Origin of the sequence: Allochromatium vinosum DSM 180, assembly GCF_000025485.1 — a bacterium.
Lineage (GTDB): Bacteria > Pseudomonadota > Gammaproteobacteria > Chromatiales > Chromatiaceae > Thermochromatium > Thermochromatium vinosum.
This window is the reverse complement of record NC_013851.1, coordinates 814990-831733: the sequence shown is the minus strand read 5'-3', so window position 1 is coordinate 831733 and position 16744 is coordinate 814990. Positions and strand designations below refer to the sequence as shown.

The following is a 16744-nucleotide window of genomic DNA, read 5'->3' as shown; positions in this document are numbered from 1 at the left end:
TTTCATGCGTACCCTCTGTGTCACATCCGGCAAGGGCGGGGTCGGCAAGACCACGCTCTCGATCAATCTGGGCATCGCACTCGCGCGCGCGGGCCGCAAGGTGCTGCTGCTCGACGGCGATCTGGGGCTGGCCAATCTCAACGTGATGCTGGGGATCATCCCCAAGCACACCATCCATGACGTCATCCGTGGCCACAAGACTTTGGCCCAGATCGTGATCCCGACGCCCTATGGACTGGATCTCATCGCCGGGGCCAACGGCATCGCCGAGCTGGCCGACCTGGGGGAACGCGAGCGCGTGCAGGTCATGCGGGATCTGGAGGCGCTCAATGGGTATGACTTTCTCATCATCGACACCGGCGCCGGCATCGGCGACAACGTCGTGCGTTTCGTGCTGGCGGCCGATGACGTGCTGATCGTCACCACGCCACATCCGACCTCGCTGACCGACGCTTACGGCATCATCAAGACCATCCTGGCGCAGGAGGCCAAGCCGCTCAAGCTGTTGGTCAACTGCGCGCCCTCGCCCGCCGATGCCAAGCGGGTGGCCACCCGGCTGGCGGGCGTGACCGACAGGTTCATGAACGGCACGCTCGAGTTCGTCGGCCATGTCCCGGTCGACAGTCTCATCGAGAAGAGCATCCTGGCGCAGAAACCGCATCTGATCCTCAACCCCGGCTCGACGAGCGCCCGGTGCATCGAGCAGGCCGCGACCCGGCTGGTCAACGGCCAGACACCCAATCTCACCAGCAGTCTCGGACGCTTCCTGAAACGCCTGATCGGGCACTGAGGCCAGATCGGGCGCGGACTCAGACGTACTGGACTTCCAGGATCTCGAACTCGCGCAGCCCGCCCGGCGCCTGGAGCGAGGCGACGTCACCCTCGGCCTTGCCGATCAGACAGCGCGCCAGAGGCGAACCGACCGAGATCAGGCCCTGCTTCAGATCCGCCTCGTCCTCGCCGACGATCTGGTAGCAGTGTTCCTCGTCGGTCTCCAGTTCGAGCACCTTGACCGTGGCCCCGAAGATCACCTTGCCGTTGTGCGGCATCGTGGTCACGTCGATGATCTGAGCGTGGGAGAGCTTGCCTTCGATGTCCTTGATGCGACCCTCGACGAAGCCCTGCTGTTCGCGCGCGGCGTGATATTCGGCGTTCTCCTTCAGATCGCCGTGCGCGCGCGCCTCAGCGATGGCTTCGATGATCCGTGGACGCTCGACACGCTTGAGCTGCTCCAACTCTTCACGCAATTTCTCGGCACCCCTGGCGGTCAGAGGGACTTTGTTCATTGTGTTTTCCTCGTATGTGAAAGCGCCGCCGGGAAGGGACTCCCCAGGCGGCGCTGACCTCTTGCGGGTCTGTTGGCTTCACGCCGCACCTCAATGGCGCGGCGCAAGGCGGGTTCAGTAAAGATCTTGTAACCGATTGACGCTCAGGATGTCCAGTTGCTTGAGCGCCATGCAGGTGGCCTCGGCCCCGGCGATGGTGGTGGTATAGGGCACCTTGTACTGGAGCGCGGCGCGACGGATGGCGGCTGAATCCGCAATCGCCTTGGCCCCTTCGGTCGTGTTGACGATGAAGCCGATCTCGTTGTTCTTGATCATGTCGACGATGTGCGGGCGACCCTCGGCGACCTTGTTCACCCCAGTACAGGGCAGTCCGGCCGCGCGCACGGCGGCGGCCGTGCCATGGGTACCGTAGAGCGTGAAGCCGAACTCGAGCAGATCACGCGCAACCTCGATCAGGCGCGCCTTGTCGCCCTCGCGCACGCTCAGCAGCGCCTTGCCGCCCTTGCGCGGCAGCAGGCTCCCGGCGCCCTCCTGCGCCTTGGCATAGGCTTCACCGAAGGTTTCGCCCACGCCCATCACCTCGCCGGTGGACTTCATCTCCGGCCCGAGCAGGGTGTCGACGCCGGGGAACTTGACGAAGGGGAACACGGCTTCCTTGACGAAATAGTGCTTGGGCCGGACTTCGCGCCGACAGCCCTGCTCCTCCAGCGAGCGCCCGGCCATGCAGCGCGCGGCGACCTTGGCCAGCGGTACGCCGATCGCCTTGGAGACGAAGGGCACGGTGCGCGAGGCGCGCGGGTTGACTTCGAGGATGAAGATCTCGTCGCCCTTGATCGCGAACTGGGCGTTCATCAGGCCGACCACATTGAGCGCGCGCGCCATCTTGACCATCTGTTCGCGCATCCGGTCCTGGATCGCGGGTGACAGGGTGTAGGGCGGCAGCGAACAGGCCGAGTCGCCCGAGTGCACGCCGGCCTGCTCGATGTGCTCCATGATGCCGCCGATCAGCACCTCGTTGCCGTCGCAGATGGCGTCGACGTCGACCTCGATGGCGTCGTCGAGGAAGCGGTCGAGCAGCACCGGGGACTCGTTGGAGACACGCACCGCCTCGCGCATGTAGCGCTTGAGATCGGTCTCGTCGTAGACGATCTCCATCGCTCGTCCGCCGAGCACATAGGACGGTCGCACCACCAGCGGATAGCCGATGGCGGCGGCACGCTCGACGGCCTCGTCCTCGCTGCGCGCGGTGGCGTTGGGCGGCTGACGCAGCCCCAGCTCCTGGATGAGCTGCTGGAAGCGCTCGCGGTCCTCGGCCAGGTCGATGCTGTCGGGCGTGGTGCCGATGATGGGCACGCCGGCGGCTTCGAGCGCACGGGCCAGCTTCAACGGGGTCTGACCGCCGTACTGGACGATGACACCCTTCGGTTTTTCCTTCTCGACGATCTCCAGCACGTCTTCGAGGGTCAGCGGCTCGAAATAGAGTCGATCCGAGGTGTCGTAGTCGGTCGAGACCGTCTCGGGGTTGCAGTTGACCATGATGGTCTCGTAGCCGTCCTCGCGCATGGCGAAAGCGGCATGGACACAGCAGTAGTCGAACTCGATACCCTGGCCGATGCGGTTGGGTCCGCCGCCCAGGACCATGATCTTCTCGCGGTCAGTGGGTTCGGCTTCGCACTCTTCCTCGTAGGTCGAATACATGTAGGCGGTGCTGGAGGCGAACTCGGCCGCGCAGGTGTCGACCCGCTTGTAGACCGGATGCAGCCCCATCTCATGACGCAGGGCGCGGATCTCGGATTCCTGAGCGCCGACCAGACGCGCGATGCGCCGGTCGGCGAAGCCCTGGCGCTTGAGCGCACGCAGGCGATCCAGGGTCAGTCCGGCGCGGCCGGCGGCGCGCGTCTCGGACTCGGCGCGGATCAGATCCTCGATCTGGGCCAGGAACCAGGGATCGATGCGGCTCAGTTCATGGATTTCGTCGAGACTCATGCCGAAGCGGAAGGCCTCGGCGACATAGAACAGCCGCTCGGCGCCGGTCTGGCGCACTTCGAGCCGGATGGTGTCGAGTGCGTCCGGGTCGTTGAGGTCCACGATCTCGTCGAGTCCGTAACGGTCGATCTCCAGTCCGCGCAGCGCCTTCTGCAAGGATTCCTGGAAGGTGCGGCCGATGGCCATGACCTCGCCGACCGACTTCATCTGAGTCGTCAGACGCGCGTCGGCCAGCGGGAATTTTTCAAAGGCGAAGCGCGGAATCTTGGTGACGACATAGTCGATGGTCGGCTCGAACGAGGCCGGCGTCGCGCCGCCGGTGATCTCGTTGCGCAGCTCGTCGAGGGTATAACCGACGGCGAGCTTGGCTGCGACCTTGGCGATCGGGAAGCCGGTGGCCTTGGAGGCGAGCGCCGAGGAGCGTGAGACGCGCGGGTTCATCTCGATGACGATCATGCGCCCGTTCTCGGGGTTGATCGCGAACTGGACGTTCGAGCCGCCCGTGTCGACCCCGATCTCGCGCAGCACCGCAATCGAGGCGTTGCGCATGATCTGATATTCCTTGTCGGTCAGCGTCTGCGCCGGCGCGACCGTGATCGAGTCGCCGGTGTGAACGCCCATCGGATCGAGGTTCTCGATCGAGCAGATGATGATGCAGTTGTCCGCATGGTCGCGGACCACCTCCATCTCGTACTCCTTCCAGCCGAGTACGGATTCTTCGATCAGCAGCTCCTTGGTCGGCGACAGATCCAGACCGCGCCGGCAGATCTCCTCGAACTCTTCCTGGTTGTAGGCGATGCCGCCGCCGCTGCCGCCCATGGTGAAGGACGGACGGATGATGGTCGGGAAGCCGATCGGCGCCTGGACCTGGATCGCCTCTTCCAGACTGTGGGCGATGGCCGAACGCGGCATGTCGAGCCCGATCTTGCGCATCGCCTGACGGAACAGGTCGCGGTCTTCGGCCTTGTCGATGGCCTCGCGCGAGGCGCCGATCAGCTCGACGCCGAACTTCTCCAGCACCCCTTCGCGCACCAGATCGAGCGCGCAGTTGAGCGCGGTCTGACCGCCCATGGTCGGCAAGAGCGCGTCCGGGCGCTCCTGCTCGATGATGGAGGCGAGCGCGCGCCAGGTGACGGGCTCGATATAGGTCGCGTCGGCCATCTCGGGGTCGGTCATGATGGTGGCCGGGTTGGAGTTGACCAGGATGACCCGATAGCCCTCCTCGCGCAGCGCCTTGCAGGCCTGCGCGCCGGAGTAGTCGAATTCGCACGCTTGACCGATGACGATGGGGCCGGAGCCGATGATCAGGATGCTATGGATGTCGGTACGCTTGGGCATGGGGTCTCACGCGGGGTTCGAAAAGGTGGGCGATGTCGGGCACACGGGCGGTCGGGCATTCGGGAGCGGGTCGACTCAGGGCTGTCGGTCGATGGTCGGTCATGGGACGCCCTGAGCATTAGGGTACGCCTGCGTACTCTACGACTTGCGCTCCCGCATCAGGTCGATGAAATGATCGAAGACGGGCGCCACGTCGTGCGGCCCCGGACTGGCCTCGGGATGCCCCTGGAAGCTGAAGGCCGGACGCTGACGATGATGAATACCCTGGAGCGAGCCGTCGAACAGCGAGCGATGGGTCGCCTCCAGCGTCTCGGGCAGGCTCGACTCGTCGACGGCGAAGCCGTGGTTCTGGCTGCTGATCATGACCACACCGGTCTTGAGATCCTGTACCGGATGGTTGGCGCCGTGATGGCCGAACTTCATCTTGAGCGTCCGGGCGCCGCAGGCCAGACCGAGCAGTTGATGACCGAGACAAATGCCAAAGATCGGGATGTCGGTCTCCAGCAGCTCGCGGATGGCGGCGATGGCGTAATCACACGGCTCCGGGTCGCCCGGCCCATTGGACAGAAAGACGCCATCGGGTTCGAGCGCCAGCACGGTCGCCGCCGGCATGTGCGCCGGGACCACGGTGACATGGCAGCCGCGATCGACCAGCATCCGCAGGATGTTGCGCTTGATGCCGTAGTCGTAGGCGACGACATGATAGGGCAGCTTGCCGTCGACCGGCTTGAGCGGCTCGGGCAGTCCGCCGTCGAGCGTCCAGGAACCCTGGGTCCAGGGATAGGCTTCCTGGGTCGAGGCGTGCTGAGCCAGATCCATGCCCTTGAGTCCGGGGAAGGCGCGCGCCTCGGCGAGCGCAGCGGCCTCGTCGATGGCGTCTCCGGCCTGGATGCAGCCGTTCTGGGCGCCTTTCTCACGCAGGATACGGGTGAGACGGCGGGTGTCGATATCGGCGATCCCGACCACGTTGTGACGGGTCAGATAGGCGTCGAGCGACTCGGTCAGGCGGAAGTTGCTCGCCCGTGCCGGCAGATCGCGCACGATGAGTCCAGCCGCCTGGATGGCGCCCGACTCCTCGTCCTCAGGGTTGGCACCGACGTTGCCGATGTGCGGATAGGTCAGGGTGACGAGCTGGCGCAGATAGGATGGATCGGTCAGGATCTCCTGGTAGCCGGACATGGACGTATTGAAGACGACCTCGCCGACGCTGGAACCGTCGGCGCCGATCGACGTTCCGCGAAAGACTGAGCCGTCTTCCAGAACCAAAATCGCGGGTTTTCTCAAGGGTGTCTCCGAATCGGGGGGCGAGGACGCGCGATCGTCCTGGATCGACGACGCTGGCACGTTTCAAGGTCGCTTTGGCCGCGACGCGCTAAATCTTCGGTATTTTAGAGAATCGCCGCTAGACTGTCCACGCGCGCCGACTTCATGAACCCTGCCCCCAGGAACATCGATGCAACCGCCCTCCATCATCGCCGATCCGCTCCTGTGCGAGGCCGAACCCATCCACATCCCAGGCGCGATCCAGCCGCACGGTGTCCTGCTGGCCCTGAGTGGACCAGCACGGCGCATCCTGCACGCCTCGCTGAGCACGATGGATTGGTTGGGCATCCCAGCGGACCGTCTGCTGGGTCGCGATCTGGTCACGGCCCTTGGCCCGGAACTGGCGGACGCGGTCAACGCGGCTCTGGCCCAACCGAGCGCCAGCCACGAGTATGAGACGACGCGCCCATTCGAATGGACGCCGGCGACCGGCGGGGACAGATTTGCCGGTCATCTCCACTCCTCCGGGAGCCTCCAGATCCTCGAACTGGAACCCTCCCCCAACGCCATGCCGCGAGCCGACCTGAGCGCGGCCCTAGCCGATGCCCTGCGTGGTCTGCACGCCCTACGCGCGCATCTGGACCTGGGCGTCAAACTCCAGAACGCCACCGAACTGTTCCGGTCGCTGACTGGACACGACCGGGTCATGGTCTATCGCTTCGACCCGGACTGGCACGGCGAGGTCGTCGCCGAGTCGTGCCGCCCCGACCTGGAGCCCTATCTGGGACTGCACTTTCCGGCCTCGGACATCCCGGCCCAGGCACGCCGGATCTTTCTGACCAATCCACTGCGGCTCATCGTCGACGTCGACTACAGGCCCTGTCCGCTGGTGCCGGTCGACGACGCGAGCAACGGTCCACCGCTCGATCTGTCACAGAGCCTGCTGCGCAGCGTCTCGCCGGTCCATCTGGAATATCTGAGCAACATGGGTGTGCGCTCGACGCTCACCCTGTCGCTTCTGCGCGAGGGGCGTCTCTGGGGCCTGATCGCCTGCCATCATCTCGACCGCCATTGGCTGAACTGGGAGCGACGCGAGATCGCGCGCTGGATGGCACAGGATCTCGCGACCCAGATCGCCCTGGCCGAAGAGGTCGACCGCCGGCGCTACGAGTCCAGTCTGCGCGATTGCCGCGAGCGCACGCTCTTGGCCATGCGCCAGGGCAAACGTCTGTCCGACCTGATCCATGGCCGGGAGCTGGACGACGTGCTGGGGGCCATCGGTGCCGATGGCGTGGCGTTGATCCGCGGCGATGAGGTCTTCACGGGCGGCGTGACTCCGAGCGCGCCCCACGTCCGGGACATCGCCCGAGCACTGAGCGCCCAGAATCCCAACAGCCCCTCGCAACTGTTCGCGACCGATTGTTTGAGCGCGCATCTGGAACAGACGGCCGAACTGGCGGAGACGGCCGCCGGTGTCGCGCTCTTTCCGCTCGACGCCGGTCAATCGATCAAGCTGATCTGGTTCCGCGGCGAACAGCTCCGGCAGGTGACATGGGGCGGCAATCCGGACAAGTCGATGAGCGTCGCGGCGGATGGACGCCTGAGCCCACGGCGATCCTTCGACGCCTGGCGCGAGATCGTCGAGCGGCACGGTCGGCGCTGGCGACCGGAGGAACTGGAGTCGGCGCGCAAGCTCGGCGCGCTCATCGACATCGAATGGCGCAAGATGGCCGAAGAGGCCCTGCGCGCGAGCGAGGAACGTCTGCGCCAGGCCGCCGAGAATGCCCTGCGGCTGAGCAAGGAGAGCTTCCGCCTGGCGGTCGACCACATGCCGGACGCCCTGGTAATCTACGATCAGACGCGGCGCTACAGCTTTCTCAATGCCGTGAGCCTGAAACGCGCCGGTCGCCCCATGAGCGCGTATCTCGGGCGCCGTGACGAGGAGATCCACCCACCCGAGGTCTGCGACGTCTATCTGCCCCACTTGTGTCGGGCCTATGCGAACCGCTCGGTCGTTAGCTTCGAGTGCGCCCTGGAACTGGCGACCAGCCATTACGATCTGGTGGTCACCTATGTGCCCATGCTGGAGCATGGCGAGGTCTATCAGGTGTTCGGGTTCTACTACGACATCACCGAGCGCAAGCGCAACGAGGCCAAGCTCGCCGAACAGGCGCGCCAACTGCGCGAGGCCGACTGGCGCAAGGACGAATTCCTCGCCATGCTCGCCCATGAGCTGCGCAATCCGCTCGCACCCATCTCCAACGCCCTGCAACTGCTCAAACAGTCCAGGTTCGCCGGTCAGGAGGCCTGGTGTCTAGCGGTCATCGACCGTCAGGCCGCCCATTTGCAGCGACTCGTCGACGATCTGCTCGATGTCTCGCGCATCACCCGGGGCGTGATCGAGCTGCGTCCGGAGCCGCTGGACGTCACCGAGATCATCGACCGGGCGGTGGAGACCAGTCGCGCCCTGATCGAGGCGCGCCGGCACGAACTCCGGATCCGGACGCCGACCGAACCGATCCGGCTCATGGGCGATCTGGTCCGCTTGACGCAGGTCGTCTCGAATCTGCTCGCCAATGCCGCCAAGTTCACCGACGAGGGCGGCTGCATCGCGATCGACGTCGAGCGCGAGGCGACAACAGTGCTGATTCGGGTGCGCGACAATGGTCTCGGCATCGAGCCCGAGCGCCTGCCGCAGCTCTTCGATCTGTTCTATCAGGTCGATCGCGGCATCGCCCGCACCGAGGGCGGCTTGGGCATCGGCCTGTCGCTCGTCAAGCGTCTGGTCGAGATGCATGGCGGAAGCGTCGAGGCCCTGAGTCCCGGACTCGGACAGGGCGCCGAACTGCGCGTTCGACTGCCCGGCCTGCCCGCGACGGCGGATACGGCTCCCGTCGCCGGCTCAACGCCGGCTTCGCTCGAACCCGCGCCGACACCGTCCAGGGACAGGCGCATCCTGGTCGTGGACGACAATCGAGACGCCATCGACAGTCTCGAACTGCTGCTCGGCGGCGAGGGCTACGAGGTGCTCGTGGCCTATGACGGCGAGACCGCCCTGCGTCTGGCCATCGCCGAACAACCCCAGGTCGTCCTGCTCGACATCGGTCTGCCCGGCATGGATGGCTACGCGGTTGCGCGTGCACTGCGCCGACAGCCCGGACTGCCGCCGCCCCGGATCATCGCCATCACCGGCTATAGCCAGCCGGAGAGCCGCGCCCGATCCAGGGAGGCCGGCATCGACGTCCATCTGGTCAAACCCGTCGATTTCGCCGCCCTGCTCGCTCTGCTCGCCGACCACGCCTGAACCTCGTCGATTGGTCGCGACGGGCGACGACCCGACCGCGTCGCGCAGATCACCCGCCACTCGGACGCATTCCCACGACGGCCACAAGTGTCAATTCAATTTGACACAAATATTTGTCGCGCCAGGTTGACACGTATTTTTACGCGCTGATACAGTAATTAACACTAGAGAGCCACAGGTTCTTTAGTCAGAAAATTCGCTCCAACACTGGTATTCGACGTGCCTGCCTCCCCCGGCGAAGGCGCGCAACGTTCACGGCGATGTCATCCACACTGGAGGCCAATCATGGCTGAACTGAAAAACATCTCGGGTCTCACCGACCAGCAGGCCCAGGAATTCCACGCACAGTTCAAGGTGACCTATACCGCTTTCGTCGGTCTGGCGGCGGTGGTCCACCTGTTCGTGCTCGCCACCAATCCATGGTTCTAATCGATCCATTTTTCTAAAGAGGTCAAGCAGATGGAAGTCATGGGCTACAAACCGCAAGAGCAGGACTATCGTTTCTGGCTGGTCGTCAATCCGGCCACCTGGCTGATGCCGATCCTGTTCGCCGTCCTGCTGATCGTGCTCACGGTCCATGTGGCCGTGCTGTCGCTCGGCTGGTTCACCTGGGGTTGATCCCCAACCCGCCGGGATTCGCTCCAGGGCGAACCCCGGCGTGCATAGGGACCGCCACCATCGCGGGCCGGCGCGACCCAAGCTCCGCGAACTCGGCTAGCCGGATGGTTTTTATCTAGAAAATCAGACTTATAGCGGTTGTCGAATCACCATGAAAGCGCCTCTATTCGTCCGCCCCCTGAGCCTCAAGGAACTTCAGATCCTGCGCGGCGGGTTGCATTCACTGGATGCCTTCACCCAGCGCCGTTGTCAGATCCTACTCGCCAGCGCCGAGGGCCGGACCGCCACGCACATCGCGACTTCGCTCGGCTGTGCTCAACAGACGGTACTCAACGCGCTCAACGCCTTCGCGACCGATGGACTGGGGTGTCTGATCGCGAAATCGCACCGTCCGAAGAACACGCGCGCCCTGATCGGCGGTTTTTCGGCCGAGCAGATCCGTTCGATGCTGCGGCGCTGTCCGAGTGAATTCGGCAAGGCCCGGGGCCGCTGGACCCTGGCCGTGCTCGCGCGGGTCGCCTTCGAGCAGGGGCTGACCGACCGCGAGGTCAGTGAGGAGACGATTCGACAGGTCGTCAAACGCTTGGGCATGGACTGGAAAGAGGCCCGTCAGGGCGCAGGCGCGCCGTCCCATCGGGCCGGATTCCAGCGTTCAGGGTCGAATGCGTACGGCGACTGTAAAATTCACTTGACATTCTAGAGTGTCAAGTCATACTGACACGTAGTATCACTGGTTGATGCTAACAAAAACGCTAGACGGCCCTGAGTCGACTAGCCCGAGGAGACCAGCCGGACTCACCGAGAGAGACGCGATCTCCCTGGCGGCGGGACGTCTGGGACCATCATCCACGCAACTGGAGGCCAATCATGGCTGAGCAGCAGAAGAGTCTGTCCGGACTGACCGAGCAGCAAGCGAAGGAATTCCACGAGCAGTTCAAAGTGACCTACACCGCATTCGTCGGCCTGGCCGCGCTTGCGCACATGATGGTCATCGCCGCCAACCCCTGGTGGTAATACGAGAGGCTGATCAAATGAACATCGAATTCATGGGCTACAAGCCACTCGAGCAGGATCATCGCTTCTGGATGGTCGTCAATCCGGCTACTTGGTTGATGCCGATCCTGATCGCCGTGGCCCTGGTGGCGGTCCTGGTGCATTTCTATGCCTTCTCGCTGCCCGGCCAGGGTTTCAGCGCCGCTCCGGCTGAAGCCGCGCCTGCGGCAGCCGCTCCGGCCGAATGATGAATCCATGGGTCATGACGATGGCGTCATGACACTTCGAATCGCCTCATGCGACGCATGACGCGAAAACCTAGCCCCACTTGGGAGTAAACGGCACATGAATGGCTTGACCGAACAGCAGGCGAAAGAATTCCACGCACAGTTCAAGGTGACTTACACCGCATTCGTCGGCCTGGCCGCGCTTGCGCACCTGATGGTTCTGGCGAACAACCCCTGGTTCTAAGACCGGCCCAACACGAGAGACGAAGACAATGAGCGACATCAACAAGCCCAGCAACCCCGCCGACGATTGGAAGATTTGGCTGGTCGTCAATCCTTCCACCTGGCTGATGCCGATCCTGTTCGCCGTGCTGGCCATCGTGCTGACCGTGCACATCACCGTGCTGCAGCTCGGCTGGTTCACCTGGGGTTGAGATCCAACCCTGGCTAGGCCCGACCTGGCTTCCGAGAGAGGCGCCTCCGAGCGCCTCTCACGGTGAACGTCCCGCCTCGACTTCCGATCACGCCTCCCGCGCCCGCTGGAATCCACGCGTTTCTCTACGCATCAGTGTTAGTATGGCGACGAGGATGCACGCCGGCTCACCTCAGCCTTGAGAAAGAGCGCGTCCCTCCGAACGATCCCTGGTTCCACTCATCGACTTGGATGCAACCCTCGGATGCCAGTCGCTTCCCAAGCCCCCCATGTCGACCTGCCACGCATCGCGAAATGCCCCACCGGCGTTCGCGGACTCGACGAGATCACCGAAGGCGGCCTGCCGCGCGGTCGGCCGACTCTGATCTGCGGCGCGGCCGGTTGCGGCAAGACGCTGCTGGCCATGGAGTTCATCGTGCGCGGGGCGCGTGAATTCGATGAGCCTGGCGTGTTCATGGCCTTCGAAGAGACCGAGGGCGAGCTGATCGAGAACGTCGGCTCGCTGGGCTTTGCGCTCGACGCCCTGGTCGATCAGGGCCGGGTCGCGCTCGACTATGTCTATCTCGAACGCAGTGAGATCGAGGAGACCGGCGACTATGGTCTCGACGGACTCTTCGTGCGGCTCGGCAGCATGATCGAGGAGACCGGCGCCCGCCGCGTCGCGCTCGACGGCATCGAGGCGCTCTTCGCCGCCCTGCCCAGCGAGGGCATCCTGCGCGCCGAACTGCGCCGGCTGTTCCGCTGGCTCAAGGAACAGGGCGTCACCGCCGTCATCACCGGCGAACAGGGCGAGAAGACGCTCACCCGGCACGGGCTTGAAGAATACGTCAGCGACTGTGTGCTCTTTCTCGATCATCGCGTGCACGGTCAGGTCGCCACACGCCGTCTGCGGGTCGTCAAGTATCGTGGTTCGCGCCACGGCACCAACGAATATCCGGCGCTCATCGACGAACACGGCCTCAGCGTGCTACCGATCAGCTCGGTCACGCTCGAACACCGGGTCTCGCGCGAGCGTATCTCCACCGGCGTCCCGACGCTGGACGCCATGCTCGGCGGTCGCGGCTATTTCAAGGGCAGCAGCATCCTGATCTCGGGGACCGCCGGCGCGGGCAAGAGCAGTCTGGCGGTCGCCTTCGCCGACAGTCTCTGCCGGCGCGGCGAGCGTTGTCTGTACTGGGCTTCGGAAGAGTCGAGCGACCAGATCCTGCGCAACATGGGGTCGATCGGCTTCGACCTGGAGCCGCACTTCGCCGGCGGCCGACTCCATTGTCACGCGGTGCGCCCGACGCTGCACGGACTGGAGAGCCATCTGATGAGTCTCCACAAGCTGGTGGAGACCTGGCGACCACAGGCCCTGATCCTGGATCCCATCACCAACTTCACCACGATCGGCGATCCGTCCGAGGTCAAGCTGATGCTGACACGGATGATCGATTTCCTGAAGAAGTCCGAGATCACGGCGATCTTCACCAGCCTGTCCTCGGGGACCGACCTGGAACGGACCGACGAGGGTATCGGGACGCTCATCGACACCTGGCTGTCGGTGCGTCAGGTGGAAGTCGCCGGCCGTCGCCGACGCCTGCTCTCGGTGCTCAAGAGCCGCGGCATGGCCCATTCGACCGAGGTGCGGATCCTGCAACTGAGCGAGGCCGGGATCGAATTGACCGACCCGCCGGCGGACGGCGACCGGGAGCCCGGTCCGGCATGAGGGAGCCATCCATGATCGACTCGAACAGGGACGGATCGATCGCCGATCCGGGCGCTGAATCCTGGTGTCTGCGGCTCTATGTCGCCGGCCAGAGTCCGCGCTCGCTGCGGGCCTTCGAGAACCTCAAGGAACTGTGCGAGACCCATCTGGCCGGACGCTATCAGATCGAGATCATCGATCTCATGGAGAACCCCAAGCTGGCGCGCGGCGATCAGATCGTGGCCGTGCCCACCCTGGTGCGCAAGCTGCCGGAACCCGTGCGCAAGATCATCGGCGATCTCTCCGATTCGGACCGCGTCCTTGTCGGTCTGGATCTGCGCCCCAGACGCCGTACCTGAACCCGCGAGCCGCGAGTCGATCGACCATGAGCACCCCTGAATTTCCGCCCGAGGATCACCCGTCACCGGATACGCCCTGGGAGACGACCGAGAACCGCGAATCCGGCACGCGCGCCCGCTATGTACTCAAGCTCTATGTCGCCGGACTGACGCCGCGCTCCACCACGGCCCTGCGCTCGGTCAAGGACATCTGCGAGCGCCATCTCCAGGGGCGCTATGAGCTGGAGATCATCGACATCTACGAGCATCCCAGCCTGGCCAGGGATCAGCAGATCGTCGCCGCCCCGACCCTGATCAAGCAACTGCCGCTGCCGCTGCGACGTCTCATCGGCGACATGGCCGATCAGGAGCGCGTCCTGGTCGGCCTGGATCTCAGGCTCAAGGACGCCGGAGGCCGGCCGCCGACCTGAGCGCCTTCATGTCACACCGCCGTCATCCGTCATCCATTGACCGACTGCGTGCCGAGAACGCCGAACTGAGCGCTCGCCTGGAGGAGGCCGAGGACACTCTGCGGGCGATCCGCGAGGGCGAGGTCGACGCCATCATCGTCAGCGGCAGTCAGGGCGACCGAGTCTTCTCGCTGACCGAGACCGAGAACCTCCATCGTCAGATGGTCGAGACCATGAACGAGGCCGGTCTGGCCATCTCACCGGACGGTCTGCTGCTCTATTGCAACGAGCGCGCCGCCACCCTGCTGCGTCGACCGCGCGCCGCGCTGCTGGGATATCGGCTCGGTGAATTCGTGGCGCCCCAGGATCACCAGCGCTTCGAGGCGCTGCTCGGCGCCTCCGGCCGGGGGCGGGCCGACGACCGGATCGTTTTCTGTACCCCGGATGGAGGGGCCGTGCCGCTGCATCTCTGGGCCAGCCGGCTCGTGCGGCCAGAGGGATCCATGATCTGTCTGGTCGGCACTGATCTGACCCGTCTGGAGGCCGAGCGCGCCCTGATCGCGCAACTCGAAGAGCAGCAACAGGCCCTGAGCGCCTCGCGCGCCGAAGCCCTGGCCATGGCCGAACAGGCGCTCGCGGCCCAGGAACGCGCGGCCCGCTCGGCCCAGGAACTCCTGGAGATGGACAGGCGCAAGGATGCCTTTCTCGCCACCCTGTCACATGAACTGCGCAATCCGCTCGCCTCGATCGGTCATGCGCTGGGCGCCCTGCGGCTCTTCGGCGGCGAGGATGGAAGCGAGGCCCTGGAGGCCCTGGCGATCATCGAGCGGCAGTTCGCGCATCTGGTGCGGCTGCTCGACGATCTGCTGGAGGTCTCGCGCATCACCTGCGGCAAGATCGACCTGCGCACGCAGCCGGTGGAACTGTCCGGCGTCATCCGGGGCGCGCTGGAGACGATCCGGCCCCAGATCGCGGCCGCCGATCTGCATCTGGCGATCCGGCTGCCTCCCGAGCCGCTGTGGCTCGAAGCCGATCCGGTACGCCTGACTCAGGTCTTCGGCAATCTGCTCGACAATGCCATCAAGTACAGCGAACCCCAGGGCGAGATCCGCCTGGAGGCCGAGCCGCGCGACGGCGGCGTACTGGTCCGGGTGATCGACACCGGGATCGGCATCCCCGCCGACCTGCTGCCGCATCTGTTCGAGCTCTTTCGTCAGGGCGATCCGGGACAGTCGCCGGGGGCGGGCGGACTCGGCATCGGTCTCTCGCTGGTCAAGCGGCTGACCGAGCTGCACGGCGGCTGGGTCGAGGCCCGGAGCGCGGGGCCGGGACAGGGCAGCGAGATTCGCGTGTTCCTGCCGGCGACGGCCGCGCCGCCAGCATGCGAGGTCCGACCCCCAGTGCATCGGGTGGAGCCGGCGATCGATCCGTCCGGACGTCGGCGCGTGCTGATCGTCGACGACAACCGGGACGCCGCCAACAGTCTCGCCGCGCTGCTCAGGCGCAAGGGAGCGACGACACGCACAGCCTTCGATGGTCCCTCGGCGCTCGCGCAGCTCGCCGAGGACGGTGCGGATCTGGTGATCCTGGACATCGGGATGCCGGGCATGGACGGCCACGAGGTCGCGCGGCGCATCCGCCGGCAACCGGAACTCGCGCACACCCGACTCATTGCCATGAGCGGGCTGGGGCAGGCTTCGGATCGGCATCGCTCGCTCCAGGCCGGGTTCGACGATCATCTGGTCAAGCCGGTGGCGCTCGATGTGCTCGATCGGCTGCTGGACCGGGCAGGCGATCCAGCGGCTCAGCTCAGGGCGCGCGACCCTGGAGATACCCTGGATTCAGGAGACGCCGTCAACGGGGCCACACTTACGCCGGCGGCCGCCTCACTCGTGCATGATCTGGCGCAACCCCTGAACACTGTCGGCTGCTACGCGGTCGCGGCGCGCAATCTGTTGGCGAAGTCCGGCCATGAGTCCGGCCCCCTGTACAATGCATTGTGCGGCATCGAACAGCAGATCCGGATCGCCGGGGCCGGTCTGGATCGGCTCAGGGGTTTCCTGCACGAGACCAAGCGCCAGACGTGCCAAGATGACACGAAGGTTGCAAAGAATCGCCCATCATGACGACAATGACCTGGAGGATGCGCGATCCTCGCTCAGCGCCGGCTCTGTTCGATGTGTGCCCCAGGACTCGAAGTTGAACTGATGAACACCACCCCGATCGCCTATATCGTCGATGACGACCCCGCCCTGCGCGACGCGCTGAGTCTGCTGCTCGAATCGGTCGAGATCGAATCCAAGGCGTTCGCCCGCGCGGAGGATTTGCTGCAATCGGGCCTGCTGCACGCGCCGCGCCCGGCCTGTCTGCTCGCCGACGTGCGCATGCCCGGCATCAGCGGCATCGCTCTGCTGGAGCGTCTGCGCGAGGATGGTATCCGGATACCGACCATCCTCATCACGGGCTATGGCGACATCCCCATGGCAGTGCGCGCCATGAAGCTCGGCGCGATCGACTTCATCACCAAGCCGGTCAATCATCAGGCGCTCATCGATCTGGTGCAGGACACCCTGCGCGCCAACGCCGTGACGCCTGGCCTCGCGGTCGACGACGAGGAAGCGGACGATCTGCTCAAACGCTTCAACGAGCTCACGCCGCGCCAACAGCAGGTCTTTCGCTCCATCACGGCCGGACAGTCCAACAAGGAGGTCGCCGACGCACTCGGCATCAGTGTGCGCACAGCCGAGTTCCATCGCGCGCGCATCATGAAGAAGATGGACGCCCACAACCTCGCCGATCTCACGCTGGCCCGGGTGACCATCGAGAGCCGCCTGGGTCAGCGCGGAGCATGAGTTCCGCCG

17 protein-coding genes are annotated in these 16744 nt (G+C 65.1%); 14 read left to right on the top strand and 3 right to left on the bottom strand.

Features of this window, described 5'->3' with window-relative positions; all coding sequences use genetic code 11:
- Positions 1–4: 4 nt before the first annotated feature.
- On the top strand, positions 5–790 hold the full coding sequence (locus tag ALVIN_RS03540; RefSeq protein WP_012969939.1) for a MinD/ParA family protein: 786 nt from the start codon (positions 5–7) through the stop codon (positions 788–790).
- 19 nt (positions 791–809) lie between these two features.
- Here the strand turns inward: ALVIN_RS03540 and greA are convergent, their stop codons facing one another.
- The 3 genes from greA to carA all read right to left on the bottom strand — a co-directional run bounded on the left by greA (position 810) and on the right by carA (position 5894).
- Complete coding sequence (gene greA / locus ALVIN_RS03535; RefSeq protein WP_012969938.1) at positions 810–1286, bottom strand: transcription elongation factor GreA; 477 nt, start codon at positions 1284–1286, stop codon at positions 810–812.
- A gap of 114 nt (positions 1287–1400) precedes the next feature.
- Positions 1401–4610, bottom strand: coding sequence for a carbamoyl-phosphate synthase large subunit (carB, locus tag ALVIN_RS03530; RefSeq protein ID WP_012969937.1), 3210 nt, complete (start codon positions 4608–4610; stop codon positions 1401–1403).
- 138 nt (positions 4611–4748) lie between these two features.
- Positions 4749–5894: a glutamine-hydrolyzing carbamoyl-phosphate synthase small subunit gene (gene carA, locus ALVIN_RS03525; RefSeq protein ID WP_012969936.1), complete on the bottom strand. Its 1146-nt coding sequence runs from the start codon at positions 5892–5894 to the stop codon at positions 4749–4751.
- A gap of 169 nt (positions 5895–6063) precedes the next feature.
- On the opposite strand from carA, the gene ALVIN_RS16500 reads away from it, so the two are divergent.
- From ALVIN_RS16500 to ALVIN_RS03465, 13 genes are all read left to right on the top strand, one after another.
- Positions 6064–9177 (top strand): ATP-binding protein, encoded by a 3114-nt coding sequence (locus tag ALVIN_RS16500; protein WP_012969935.1) that lies wholly within the window; start codon positions 6064–6066, stop codon positions 9175–9177.
- Between the two features lie 285 nt (positions 9178–9462).
- The gene (gene pufB / locus ALVIN_RS03510) at positions 9463–9606 is read left to right on the top strand and encodes a light-harvesting antenna LH1, beta subunit (protein WP_012969934.1); all 144 of its coding nucleotides are present in this window, start codon (positions 9463–9465) and stop codon (positions 9604–9606) included.
- Positions 9607–9645: 39 nt separating this feature from the next.
- Positions 9646–9795: a light-harvesting antenna LH1, alpha subunit gene (pufA, locus tag ALVIN_RS16940; RefSeq protein ID WP_242470195.1), complete on the top strand. Its 150-nt coding sequence runs from the start codon at positions 9646–9648 to the stop codon at positions 9793–9795.
- A gap of 151 nt (positions 9796–9946) precedes the next feature.
- Entirely contained in the window at positions 9947–10495 is a 549-nt protein-coding gene (locus tag ALVIN_RS03505) for a helix-turn-helix domain-containing protein (RefSeq protein WP_012969932.1), read from the top strand.
- Between the two features lie 167 nt (positions 10496–10662).
- Entirely contained in the window at positions 10663–10809 is a 147-nt protein-coding gene (pufB, locus tag ALVIN_RS03500) for a light-harvesting antenna LH1, beta subunit (protein WP_012969931.1), read from the top strand.
- A gap of 17 nt (positions 10810–10826) precedes the next feature.
- Positions 10827–11036, top strand: a complete 210-nt coding sequence (gene pufA / locus ALVIN_RS03495; protein ID WP_012969930.1) for a light-harvesting antenna LH1, alpha subunit — start codon at positions 10827–10829, stop codon at positions 11034–11036.
- A gap of 97 nt (positions 11037–11133) precedes the next feature.
- Positions 11134–11259 (top strand): light-harvesting antenna LH1, beta subunit, encoded by a 126-nt coding sequence (gene pufB, locus ALVIN_RS03490; protein WP_012969929.1) that lies wholly within the window; start codon positions 11134–11136, stop codon positions 11257–11259.
- A gap of 28 nt (positions 11260–11287) precedes the next feature.
- Positions 11288–11449, top strand: a complete 162-nt coding sequence (gene pufA, locus ALVIN_RS16935) for a light-harvesting antenna LH1, alpha subunit (protein WP_012969928.1) — start codon at positions 11288–11290, stop codon at positions 11447–11449.
- Positions 11450–11692: 243 nt separating this feature from the next.
- Positions 11693–13156: a circadian clock protein KaiC gene (gene kaiC / locus ALVIN_RS03485; protein ID WP_012969927.1), complete on the top strand. Its 1464-nt coding sequence runs from the start codon at positions 11693–11695 to the stop codon at positions 13154–13156.
- Between the two features lie 11 nt (positions 13157–13167).
- Positions 13168–13494: a circadian clock KaiB family protein gene (locus ALVIN_RS03480; RefSeq protein ID WP_012969926.1), complete on the top strand. Its 327-nt coding sequence runs from the start codon at positions 13168–13170 to the stop codon at positions 13492–13494.
- 26 nt (positions 13495–13520) lie between these two features.
- Entirely contained in the window at positions 13521–13904 is a 384-nt protein-coding gene (locus tag ALVIN_RS03475; protein WP_012969925.1) for a circadian clock KaiB family protein, read from the top strand.
- Between the two features lie 8 nt (positions 13905–13912).
- Complete coding sequence (locus ALVIN_RS16495) at positions 13913–16009, top strand: hybrid sensor histidine kinase/response regulator (protein ID WP_012969924.1); 2097 nt, start codon at positions 13913–13915, stop codon at positions 16007–16009.
- 81 nt (positions 16010–16090) lie between these two features.
- Positions 16091–16735 carry a response regulator transcription factor gene (locus tag ALVIN_RS03465; protein ID WP_012969923.1) on the top strand — a complete coding sequence of 215 codons (645 nt, stop codon included), beginning with the start codon at positions 16091–16093 and terminating at the stop codon, positions 16733–16735.
- Positions 16736–16744 lie beyond the last annotated feature (9 nt).

Excerpts from the sequence above, each read along its gene's own strand:
- ALVIN_RS03540 (WP_012969939.1), top strand. The coding sequence starts at position 5 with ATGCGTACCCTCTGTGTCACATCCGGCAAGGGCGGGGTCGGCAAGACC.
- greA (WP_012969938.1), bottom strand. The coding sequence starts at position 1,286 with ATGAACAAAGTCCCTCTGACCGCCAGGGGTGCCGAGAAATTGCGTGAA.
- carB (WP_012969937.1), bottom strand. The coding sequence starts at position 4,610 with ATGCCCAAGCGTACCGACATCCATAGCATCCTGATCATCGGCTCCGGC.
- ALVIN_RS16500 (WP_012969935.1), top strand. The coding sequence starts at position 6,064 with ATGCAACCGCCCTCCATCATCGCCGATCCGCTCCTGTGCGAGGCCGAA.
- pufB (WP_012969934.1), top strand. The coding sequence starts at position 9,463 with ATGGCTGAACTGAAAAACATCTCGGGTCTCACCGACCAGCAGGCCCAG.
- pufA (WP_242470195.1), top strand. The coding sequence starts at position 9,646 with ATGGGCTACAAACCGCAAGAGCAGGACTATCGTTTCTGGCTGGTCGTC.
- ALVIN_RS03505 (WP_012969932.1), top strand. The coding sequence starts at position 9,947 with ATGAAAGCGCCTCTATTCGTCCGCCCCCTGAGCCTCAAGGAACTTCAG.
- pufB (WP_012969931.1), top strand. The coding sequence starts at position 10,663 with ATGGCTGAGCAGCAGAAGAGTCTGTCCGGACTGACCGAGCAGCAAGCG.
- pufA (WP_012969930.1), top strand. The coding sequence starts at position 10,827 with ATGAACATCGAATTCATGGGCTACAAGCCACTCGAGCAGGATCATCGC.
- pufB (WP_012969929.1), top strand. The coding sequence starts at position 11,134 with ATGAATGGCTTGACCGAACAGCAGGCGAAAGAATTCCACGCACAGTTC.
- pufA (WP_012969928.1), top strand. The coding sequence starts at position 11,288 with ATGAGCGACATCAACAAGCCCAGCAACCCCGCCGACGATTGGAAGATT.
- kaiC (WP_012969927.1), top strand. The coding sequence starts at position 11,693 with ATGCCAGTCGCTTCCCAAGCCCCCCATGTCGACCTGCCACGCATCGCG.
- ALVIN_RS03480 (WP_012969926.1), top strand. The coding sequence starts at position 13,168 with ATGATCGACTCGAACAGGGACGGATCGATCGCCGATCCGGGCGCTGAA.
- ALVIN_RS03475 (WP_012969925.1), top strand. The coding sequence starts at position 13,521 with ATGAGCACCCCTGAATTTCCGCCCGAGGATCACCCGTCACCGGATACG.
- ALVIN_RS16495 (WP_012969924.1), top strand. The coding sequence starts at position 13,913 with ATGTCACACCGCCGTCATCCGTCATCCATTGACCGACTGCGTGCCGAG.
- ALVIN_RS03465 (WP_012969923.1), top strand. The coding sequence starts at position 16,091 with ATGAACACCACCCCGATCGCCTATATCGTCGATGACGACCCCGCCCTG.